This is a genomic window from Nocardia sputi (genome assembly GCF_023501985.1).
The window spans coordinates 1-9,913 of the sequence record NZ_JAMFLC010000057.1 but is presented as its reverse complement, the minus strand read 5'-3'; the positions used below and the strand labels follow the sequence as shown (position 1 = coordinate 9,913).

Here is a 9,913-nt window from a genome sequence, read left to right as displayed (position 1 = left end):
CAACGCGCAGACGCACTCGGAATCTGGAACGTCCACTACAACTACCATCGACCACATTCCGCCGCCGGAAACCGGCCCCCAGCCAGCCGCCTCCACACCGGCGTCACCAACGTCACGGCCTCATACAACTAGTTGTTGCTACGTACCCAGAGCTCGACCGCCCGGCAGTCATGTGCACGGGCCCAGTCGAGCGCGATCTGCACCAGACGGTCCCCGGTACCGGTACCCCGCGCGACCGGATCGACGATCATCGCCGCCAGGGTCAGCACGTGGGGATCGGATCCCGGGAGCAACCGGACCCGACCGACAGGCAGTTCCCCGTAGAAGGCGGCGAACGTCTCCGTTTCGTCGAAATGCTGGCGGTAATCCTGCTCGGTTTGGCGTTATACCTTGGCCAAGGTGGCGGAGATGTCGAGGGGGTCCCGACCGGCGTTTCGGATCGCCAAGTATTGGTTCACCGGCCAATCGTCAGGAACTAGTTGTACTGACCACGGACGTTGGTAGCGGCGAGTTTGACACCCTGTGCCTCTGCCAGCGCTTGCAAACGCTCGAGGTGCGGGTTCTGAGGCACGGGGTTACCGGCGCGAGGGTTGCCGAGCACCTCTTGACCTTGTTCACCGCGTTGGGTTCAGCGCTGTAGCCTCGCCGGCCTTCAGGGGGTGCGAATTCCTTCGCGACCTCCTTGCCCGGCGGGCCACTCGAGCCGGTCGAACGTTCCAGTTGTGCGGCGTTCGCTCGATCGGTGGCAGCGTATGCTCGGGCGGTGGCCTCGACGGCTTTGGCACCGATGCGGTCGCCGCCGACGGTGTCGGCGAGATGCCCCGCCACCCGTGAGGCTTGCAAGTCCAACCGTTCGGTCGCGTGTAGGAGGGCCCGTATTATCCCCGTCCCCAGCATCTTGCCCCCATGCTATGCGGCCACCCGGCCATCCGCTCAAACGAGCCACACAAACGCAATCGCCCTCGACCGGCATCCGCTGACCGTTACGCCAAGCAGAAGCAGAACTGTCTGCAGCGGCCGGGAACAGCATCGATGCATCGTGCAGGGCTCTTGACATTCCCGCCCGCAGTGGCAGGCTCTCGGTTTCGTGTCCGAAACCGAGAACGTCGCAGCTCAGGCCGTAGCGGTATCGGCCCGCAAGTAGGCGTAGACAGTTTCGCGGCTGACACCGAACTGCCTGGCCAGCGCCGCTTTCGACTCCCCGCCGGCCGCCCGGGCACGCAACTGGGCGGCCTGCTCGGGGGTGAGGGCGGGCTTGCGGCCGGTGTAGACGCCGCGGGCCTTGGCCGCCGCGATACCCTCGCGCTGGCGTTCCAGGATCAGGGCGCGTTCGAACTCGGCGAAGGCACCCATCACACTCAGCAGCAGATGCGCCATGGGTGAGTCCTCCCCGGTGAAGCTCAGCGACTCCTTCACGAACTCCACCCGCACACCCTTACTGGTCAGGGTACGCACCAACCGGCGTAGGTCATCGAGGTTACGGGCCAGCCGATCCATGGAGTGCACGATCACCGTGTCACCGTCGCGCACGAACTCCAGCAACTCCCCCAGCTGCGGACGTGCAGTGTCCTTACCGGAAACCTTGTCGATGAAGGTGCGCTCCACCTCGATCCCCTCCAGCTGCCGCACCGTGTTCTGATCGAGGGCGCTCACCCTGACATAGCCGACCCGCATAACTCTCCCTCCACGACCTACATTGTCGGGATGGAGTTTATGAGCCTGCTGGACATCCGTCAGAAAATACGAACTTGCACTCCATTCTGACGCTTTTCGGCCCGGTCACGGACGTGGTGTTGGGGTGTACCCCAAACACACGCCCCGTAAGGCGATTCCCCTGAGCGCCAAAGCAGCCGTGGATCTGAACCGGCGAGGCGGGTCGGGGTGATGTGGCGGCTGCGGCCCTGCGGGAGGGGGAGCTGACGCCTTCGGGGTGATCCGTCCTAGGCTCCAAAGATTTCGCGGGCGCGAGTTTTCCATTCCTCGATCAACTCGCGTGATTGCCGGTCGAATTCTTGCCGGTCGGTCTCGGGCCAGGTGTCGACGTCCATGTCCAGGCCGCGTTCGGTGACGAACTGCATGAAGTGGGCGGAGGTGGCCTTGCTGCGCTGCCGAATGAACTCACGTTCCTCAGGGGAGATGTTCACAGTTTCTTCATCCCGAACCATATCGATCCTCGCATCAGTGTCTCTCCGAGCTTCGGGTCGTCCCCCTCGAGCAGGGCCAGCTCTTGCGGCGACGGGAACCCGGTAACCGGTCCCTGAAATCTCTGTTTGATTTCCTCGAGCATGGCGACATCGGAATCCGAGGGTACCAAGCCGTCAGCGATGATGTCGTCGATCCGTTGCTGGATGTAACCGACGGACTTGCCGAGTTTATGTGGATCGGGATCCCAGTCGTAGCCAGCCTTCGCCCATACATACCCGCCGTCGTCGTCCTCTGCCCTCAGCTCGATGCGGTCTACTCCTGATCGCCGGTAGTAGTTCTCGATCGATGCGGAAAACGCCGTAGAGAAACCCTTCCCCCTGAAGTCCTCTTCGAGCCTCATGATCTCGTTGATGACTACCAGTTTGCCTTCACTATCACGTTCGAAGTTCCGCAGCAGCGTGCCTACCTCAGCGCCATCACCGTCGCGGATAGTCGCCTCGAGGAACAGATGTCTCGTCCCGTCTCCGGTCCAGCTCTCCTCGCACCAGGCCCGGACGTCTTCGACTCGGTAGAGGCCGTACCGACGTTCGAGCCCTTTGAACGCGTTGGTCAGCTCGAGGTCGTCGGCCGCGCCGGTGTGTGCTTTGTCGACCAGCTCGCCCAAGGGTGGCATGTGCGACAAGTCGGTGAAGCGGTCCATCGGCGAGGACGCAAGGGGCGCGGGGGCAGCGCCGTGAAATCTCTGGTCCCGGTCACCCAGCGCGGCCGAGATCTCGTGCCCACCGTGCTCGTCGCCGCCCCGAGCGCCATGCACCACGGCGGTGGTCCCATGGGAGAAGCCATGCAATCTGTCGCTGAGACCGCCAGCCTCCCGGGCTGCCAGATTGCTCAGGTGCTGCCGAAGTCTGTCGAGCAGTTCGACAGCAGGGCTGCTCTTCATGACGGGCAACCTCGATCATCGCCTGCACAGGTCTTGATCGTGAATCTGTCGAGACACCGGCGGGGTGCTGCACCGCAGCTGCCTCGGCACCGCGCCACCCCAGGCACTTCCGGAACGACTGTCAGCGCGGATCGGAGTGGAGCCCGTCGGGCTCCGCCCACGCTCTTCCTCATCGCTTTTCCACGCACAGTACGACCGATCACAGGATTAGCCCCGTACCTGGACAGAGTACAAACATGCCTGCCGGTCGGTCTGTTCTCAACCCTGGGGGCGCATTCACGCGCCGACGATCGGCACTACCGAGCGGAAGTGGGGGTTCACCACAGTGCCAGGCCCGTGGGCGGCTTGCTCGCTCGATGGCAGGTACGCTCCCGCCTCGCGGGCGGACTCAGCCGGAGTTCGAGCATCGGAAATCGGTCGGCCTTCGGTAGCAGACAGGCTTCATCCGATTGCAGTTCTCACCCGTCGATTCGGAGTCAGATACCGAAGATTTCCCGGGCGCGGGCCTTCCACTCCTCGATCAACACGCCTGACTGCCGATCGAACTCATGCCGGTCGGCGTCGGGCCAGGTGTCGACGTCCATGTCCAGGCCACGTTCGGTGACGAACTGCATGAAGTGGGCGGAGGTGGCCTTGCTGCGCTGCCGAATGAACTCACGTTCCTCAGGGGAGATGTTCACAGTTTCTTCATCCCGAACCATATCGATCCTCGCATCAGTGTCTCACCGAGCTTCGGGTCGTCCCCCTCGAGCAGGGCCAGCTCCAGGGGGGACGGATACCCGGAAACCGGGCCGTCGAACCGCGACTTCATCTCCATGAGCCTAGCAACATCGTTGCCGGATGGAACCAATCCGTCGTCGATGACCTTGTCGATGCGATTGGAAATCAGATTGACTGATCTCTGCAACATGACGGGGTCGGGATTCCAGTCGTAACCCGCTTTCGCCCAATGATATCCACCGTCCTCCCGGGACGCCTGCAACTCGATCCGATGTACTCCTGACCGCCGGAAGTAGTTTTCGATAGCTGAAGAGAACGCGGTGGAGAAGCCTTTCCCACGGAATCCGTCTGCGAGTACTGTGACTTCGTTATTGGCAACCAGTAGACCATCGCTGTCACGCCAGAATTCATACATCAACAGACCCGCATCCGCGCCGGAGCTATCGCGGATTTCGGCGCTCATGGTAACCGTTGCCGGATAGGTCTGCCCGAACTGCGTCGACCCCCTCTCGAAGAAAGCGCCCACGTTCCTGACGTGGTAGGGCCCGTACTGACGTTCCAGCCCTTTCAATGCCGACGTCAGCTCGCGCTCGCCCACTTCTCCCCTTTTCGCGGCGTCGAAAAGATCACCGAGATGCGGCATATGCGACAGGTCGGCCACAACCCTGCCCGGCGAAGCCACCGGCCCGCTGTCCCCAGACCCGACACCGTCACCATCCCAGCGAATCGCGCGACCGAGCTCGGCATCGAGACGAACTTCGTCTCCGACCCCCTCCTCGAGGCCGTTGCTGGTGTCGCGCAACGGTTGCGAAGCAGCCTTCCCCACGCCCGGGCCCACAGAACCCACCCGCCGAACGAAGCTACGGAAGAACTCCTCCCACCTCCTGGAGAAAACCACTCCACCATTCTGGACTGCCCCAACCCAGCAACCCATCCACCTGTGACGGCACCGCGGCTTTCAGCCAGGCGTCAGACTGTGACCTTCAGCCCCTACCCCCACCGACACTCGGGCCGTGGGCGATGACGAGGTCGCCCTCGATGTGGACCGCGGCGGCGGACTGGGTCAGTTCGGCGGCGCGTGTGGGTGCCGGGACGGTCCACCAGCCCTTACCAGTGCCCCTGGGCAATGGGTTGACGTCGCTATCAGGGTTTGCGGCCGACGGCGCCGTAGAGCGATACCTTCTTGTCGTGGCTTCGCGGAGGCTGGATGCCGCCGGTGCGCCATCGGTGGATCACCTCGACACCGGGATCCACCAGTTCCAGATGCTGGAAGAATCGTGCGACTTCCCCCCGGGTGCGCGGCCGCACGGGAATCCCGCGATCGGCATAGACCTGCAACAGCCGTGCCATTCCTTCGGGATCATCAGACCCGGCGTCGAAGTCCGTCGTGACATGCGACATCGCCAGATAAGAACCCGGCACCAGCGAGGCCATCAGAGTGTTGACGACGTCGTAAACATCGCCGGGCACGAAGTGCAGCACGGCCATCAGCGACACCGCCACCGGTTGCGACAAATCCAGCGTCGCTTGCAGTTGCGGCGCGGCGAGGATGGCCGCCGGGTCTGCGGCATCGGCCTGGATGTAGGCGGTGCGGCCCTCGGGCGTGCTCACCAGCAGCGCCCTCGCATGCGCGAGCACGACCGGGTCGTTGTCGACATACACCACCCGCGATTCCGGTGCCAGGCCTTGGGCGACCTGGTGCAGGTTGGGCTCGGTGGGGATACCGGTGCCGATATCGAGAAACTGGCGAACCCCCTGCCCGACGAGAAAGCCAGTGACGTGGCGCATGAACTCGCGGTTGGTGCGCGCCGTCAACCGAACCGCCGGAAACTCCCGCAGTGCCTGCTCAGCGGCGGCTCGGTCGGCCTCATAGAAATCTTTACCGCCCAGGAAGTAGTCATACATCCGGGCCGGGTGCGCCACATCGGCACGCAGATCGATGAAGCCGTCGGACACAGCAGGGTTCTCCTCGTGGGGTCGAGCTCGGTCAGTACCCCGCAGGTATACCGCAAGCTTCAACCACTTGTTCGAGGAATGAAAAACGCATGCTCGCACAACCTTCCGAACATGAGACAGACACCCGAAGGCGTCAGCACACCCCCACGCGACCGCCGCCGCACGCGGGTTGTCGGTCAAAGGGGCAGGTAATCGCTGAGGGTCGTGTGGGGCGCGATCAGGCAAGGAGAGAGAAGCCCTTGGGCGGCGCGCCCTCGGCGAACAACATCTGCACCCGAACTTTGCCTTCTCGTATCTGACGGGCTTGCCGGTATTCCGGCGAGTCGTACCACTGCCGAACCCGATCCATGTCGGGGAACTCGATGACCAGGAATCGAGGTGAGTCCCAGGTTCCCTCCACTGGTTCGGGCGTGGGGCCTGCGACCAGATAGCGGCCGCTATAGCTGAGGATCGACTTTTGGGCCGCCGGGGCATAGGTCGCGCGGCATGCGGCGGCCGACGGCTCCCTGCGTGCGTGGCTCGCGCGTACCGGGCCCCCAAGCGGCGCGCTGCGGTGTCCGAGCGAGTGCCCGCCGCTGGATAGCACCAGCTCGGCGGCGAAACAGCTCGTCGTGTCGTCGCCATGGCTGCGACTTCCCCCGATGTCCATAAAATGATCAATTGTTGGGCACGGGTCGGCCCAGTGCCGGCTCAGCACCTCGGATGCCTGCTCCACGCGCTGCGCCGGCTCGACGGGCATTCGCAGTTCCGCGGATGCCCGTCGAGCGGATGACGGTCAGACCGCTGCGGTCTCGCGGACAGCATCGGCGACCGCGGGGGAATCCTTGCGCAGGATCTTGGAGTGGTTACTGGCGACTTTCGCGCTGATCGTGACGTTCGGGTTGTGCGCGATGACCGGGTCGAGTATGGCCCGGCCCTGTTCCATCTCGTCCTTCTCGCTACCGAGGCTTTGTCCGGTGGCCAGAACGAACCGCACCGGGCGGGCCGCGCGTTCGAGGACCGGCACGCTGGCGGCGGCGATCTCGTTGAGTTCGATATTGGACTCGGCATGCTGGGCGGCGCTCATCCGCGCGGCCATACCGAACGGGCGCGCCAGTGGCAGCAGGAAACGCATCTTGTGGAACAGTTTGCGGATCCGTTCGGCGCCTTCCTCGCCGGTCAGGCCGTACGGGAAGGCGTCCACGGTCACCACTCCCAGGACGCGGCCGGGGTTCCGGTCGGCCCAGTGCCAGCTCAGCACCCCGCCGTAGGACCAGCCCACCAGGATGATCGGCTGCTGCACACCCCGGGCCGCGAGCACGGCATCGATGTCTCGCAGGCATGCCTCGAAGGAGTAATCCGCGGATTGCTTCGATTTGCCGCGGGCCCGCTCGTCGAAGGTGATGTGTCGGTAGCCGGGGCCGAGTTCGGCGATCACTTTCTTCCAGTGCGACTGGTCGGCGTAGGCGCCGTTGAGGTAGACGACCGGCCGGCCGGAGCCACCGGAGTCGGTCACCGCCAGTGCAGTGTCCTCGACCGGCACCATGCCGGTCCACATCGATTCGGTCGTGTTGCTGCTGGTCGCTGCGTTGCTCATGGGAATACAGTCGCCGGACCGGCTGACATCGGCCTGACATCGGTCTGACACGCCACCTGACACACGGTGTCGCGCGCTCACAGCGACCGATACCCGGCAGCGTCTCGAAACCCTGGTAATGAGACGGTCCTTGGAACAGCTGGTTCGAGGCGAGGCCGGAAGGTTGGTGTGTACCGAGATACCCGGCGATGTAGTCGTGTGCGGCGGGGCGCGCCCGCCCGACTGAACGTGGATACACATCGACCACGTCGACCCCGAGTTGTCTGGATTCTGGTGTCGGCGGATCCTGACCTCCCCCGGGCCGGGGGCGGTGAGGCCGCTTCAGATCCGTACCGTCTCGGCGTGTGAGCGAGGTAGTCGAGGAGCCGACAGGATCGATGGCCGTGGCACGGCGCGACGCGCTGCTGCTGGTCTTCGCCTCCGGCGCGGTGATCGGAGTGCTGGGCGGGCGATCTGGGAGGATCTGGTCGCCGCGACCGGCGCCACCGAACGCGAAATGGCGCAGCGGCTCAAACGACGCGGACTCGTCGCCGGCCAGCAAGAAATCCTCGACCGCATCGGCCCCATCGGATACACCCACAACAACCAGGACCCCACCCACCTCGACGACATCCCGCTGTGGGTGCTGGTCTCTCCGGCCCGCGCTCCCAACCTCCCCACGTGTCCCTGCACACCCGGCGATCCGGCGCGGAGAGGACCCCATCCGGAGTCGTCACCCAGCATCTCGCCGACGGCGGCAGCACCGTCGACCTGGGCATCACCCTCGTCCCCGCACCCCACAACCCGATAACCGCCTTCGAGCCGCGACTGCAGCACCACTACAGTCAAACGGCCCCGGAACACCCGCCTGAGCGAGTTCCGGGGCCATCGCCAATGCCTGGTCGATCGCGGTACCGCCACCGTATCCGGGTGACGAGTGGGTCCGGGGTGCAGCCTTTGTGGCTGTGGCAGAAGAACTCACTCGGTCTTCGGGTAGAGCCCCACCTTTCGGCGTGTCCGGGGGTCGGGCCTCGAACGATTCCACCAAAAGTCACCAGTCAGCCGTTATCGAGCGATTACCCGACCAGGCGACTACCGATCAGGGCTGCAGAATCCGAATGAGCCCCGAACCGGTCTGCGGCGGTTCGGGGCTCGTTCAGGGGTATTCGCGCCTACCGTCCGATCGCTCAAACAGTTGACGACTCGAATCTATCCCGCGTGCATTGCATCTGAGAAATCCGCTGTGGCGCCAGAAGGTTTGACGTCGGCGCCGCTCAGGCGGCGATCCTGAGCATGCTGGCGCGCACTCTGGGCAGTCGGCCCGCGATGACCTGGGCGGCTGACTCACTGGCCTTGCGATCGTTGTGGCCGTAGTAGCGGTCGGTCGTATTGACCGATTCGTGCCCGGCGTCGCGGGACACGACGAAGATCGGGACACCGTCCTGCAATTTCCACGAGATGCCGGTGTGGCGCAAAGTGTACGGGGTCAGAACCTTGCCGCTGAGCGTACGGATCCCGGGGCCGTACCCGGCCAGCAGGTCGTCGGGGTCGGCGCCACGCCATAGTGCTTTGTTACGCAGGAGCCGGAGGTCTCTGCGCGCCAGCAGCAGCTGCTCGGACAGTTCCCCATTCGTCGTTGTCGAAGACGTCGATCTACGCCCAGTCGTGGCGCGGAAGCCGCATCCCCGCGCAGGGGTTGTAGGGCAGCAGCGGTACGGGTCGTTGTTCGACCGCGGCGCGTAGCATCGCGCTGAGGATGGCGTGCTTGTCGGAGATTGTTTTGGGTGCGTTGCCCTTGTCCTGCTGCAGATAGACGATCCAGGCGGCATCGGTGTCCTGAGTGACCGCGTCCAACGGTGCGCGCTCACCGAAGAACGGGATGATGTCGTTGCGGATGTAGGCCAGGTACTTACGGCGGCCGTCGTCCTGGACACCGGTCAGACTGTTGACGTACTTGGTCAGCCACTCGACCAGCAGCACCGTGCCGAACTCGGCTTCCTGTTCGGTCTCGACGACCTTCAGCGCCTCATCGATCCCGACGCGGTCGATCAGGCCGGCCACCACTGGGCCTTGGCGTAGTCATCGAAGGATCGCGAGGACTGCCGGCGGGTGCCGTCGGTGTCGTAGTAGTGGAAGGGGACCTGCCAGTTGAAGGACTGATGACCTGGGCGTTCCCTGCAGCCGAGCGGGGTGTCGATCCCTCCGCCCGGCCGCCCGGAAAAGCCCTGGTCAGCGACCTGTCGGTGACACCTGCAGGTTCACAACACGTCGACACATTCCACGACAGGACGTAACAGGATTGTGGCCGCGGCGTCAGCACTCCAGCTCGAGGCCACATTCGCTCCCACGTTGGTGATGCCGTCACCATTGAATCGGGGACGGCGTCATCACTTACCTGCCAGGCCAGTTCGCCGGCATCGCGGCAACCCGATGTGTGAGGAGCACCCGGACGAGCAGTCTCCGCACGCACGTTCGACGGGTGTCCGTGTTGCGGCAGCTGCCGGTAGGTAGTGGTCTGAGAGTTTCGGATGTGGGTTGTCTACCTATGCGAGGACGGTTGGAGGTGTCGGTGGGTACGGGTGCCGGTGGGCAGGATT

The 9,913-nt window shown here is 64.3% G+C and carries 10 protein-coding genes and 2 pseudogenes; 1 reads left to right on the top strand and 11 read right to left on the bottom strand.

Features of this window, described 5'->3' with window-relative positions:
* Positions 1–132 (top strand): annotated as a pseudogene (locus M8859_RS36505) (IS481 family transposase); the annotation flags it as partial.
* Here the strand turns inward: M8859_RS36505 and M8859_RS36500 are convergent.
* From M8859_RS36500 to M8859_RS36450, 11 genes and pseudogenes are all read right to left on the bottom strand, one after another.
* Positions 129–359, bottom strand: a pseudogene (locus tag M8859_RS36500) (GNAT family N-acetyltransferase); the annotation flags it as partial. The pseudogenes M8859_RS36505 and M8859_RS36500 overlap by 4 nt on opposite strands.
* A 754-nt stretch (positions 360–1,113) precedes the next feature.
* On the bottom strand, positions 1,114–1,674 hold the full coding sequence (locus M8859_RS36495; protein WP_223513528.1) for a recombinase family protein: 561 nt from the start codon (positions 1,672–1,674) through the stop codon (positions 1,114–1,116).
* Positions 1,675–1,940: 266 nt separating this feature from the next.
* Complete coding sequence (locus M8859_RS36490; RefSeq protein ID WP_249645664.1) at positions 1,941–2,144, bottom strand: hypothetical protein; 204 nt, start codon at positions 2,142–2,144, stop codon at positions 1,941–1,943.
* Complete coding sequence (locus M8859_RS36485) at positions 2,141–3,085, bottom strand: hypothetical protein (protein ID WP_195072450.1); 945 nt, start codon at positions 3,083–3,085, stop codon at positions 2,141–2,143. Before M8859_RS36485 ends, M8859_RS36490 begins: the two co-directional genes overlap by 4 nt.
* Positions 3,086–3,561: 476 nt before the next feature.
* The gene (locus M8859_RS36480; protein WP_195072451.1) at positions 3,562–3,765 is read right to left on the bottom strand and encodes a hypothetical protein; all 204 of its coding nucleotides are present in this window, start codon (positions 3,763–3,765) and stop codon (positions 3,562–3,564) included.
* On the bottom strand, positions 3,762–4,703 hold the full coding sequence (locus tag M8859_RS36475) for a hypothetical protein (RefSeq protein WP_249645663.1): 942 nt from the start codon (positions 4,701–4,703) through the stop codon (positions 3,762–3,764). The genes M8859_RS36480 and M8859_RS36475 overlap by 4 nt, the downstream gene beginning before the upstream one ends.
* A 245-nt stretch (positions 4,704–4,948) precedes the next feature.
* On the bottom strand, positions 4,949–5,761 hold the full coding sequence (locus tag M8859_RS36470; RefSeq protein WP_236565222.1) for an SAM-dependent methyltransferase: 813 nt from the start codon (positions 5,759–5,761) through the stop codon (positions 4,949–4,951).
* Between the two features lie 217 nt (positions 5,762–5,978).
* Entirely contained in the window at positions 5,979–6,500 is a 522-nt protein-coding gene (locus M8859_RS36465) for a DUF1330 domain-containing protein (protein WP_201295119.1), read from the bottom strand.
* Positions 6,501–6,536: 36 nt separating this feature from the next.
* The gene (locus M8859_RS36460) at positions 6,537–7,337 is read right to left on the bottom strand and encodes an alpha/beta fold hydrolase (RefSeq protein WP_236565223.1); all 801 of its coding nucleotides are present in this window, start codon (positions 7,335–7,337) and stop codon (positions 6,537–6,539) included.
* A 1,253-nt stretch (positions 7,338–8,590) separates the two neighbouring features.
* On the bottom strand, positions 8,591–8,791 hold the full coding sequence (locus tag M8859_RS36455; protein WP_159919150.1) for a site-specific integrase: 201 nt from the start codon (positions 8,789–8,791) through the stop codon (positions 8,591–8,593).
* Between the two features lie 178 nt (positions 8,792–8,969).
* Positions 8,970–9,377 carry a site-specific integrase gene (locus M8859_RS36450; protein ID WP_159919152.1) on the bottom strand — a complete coding sequence of 136 codons (408 nt, stop codon included), beginning with the start codon at positions 9,375–9,377 and terminating at the stop codon, positions 8,970–8,972.
* Between the last annotated feature and the right edge of the window lie 536 nt (positions 9,378–9,913).

Bases quoted from the DNA above. Each gene is read 5' to 3' on its own strand.
- M8859_RS36495 (WP_223513528.1), bottom strand. From the start codon at position 1,674: ATGCGGGTCGGCTATGTCAGGGTGAGCGCCCTCGATCAGAACACGGTG.
- M8859_RS36485 (WP_195072450.1), bottom strand. From the start codon at position 3,085: ATGAAGAGCAGCCCTGCTGTCGAACTGCTCGACAGACTTCGGCAGCAC.
- M8859_RS36465 (WP_201295119.1), bottom strand. From the start codon at position 6,500: ATGCCCGTCGAGCCGGCGCAGCGCGTGGAGCAGGCATCCGAGGTGCTG.
- M8859_RS36460 (WP_236565223.1), bottom strand. From the start codon at position 7,337: ATGAGCAACGCAGCGACCAGCAGCAACACGACCGAATCGATGTGGACC.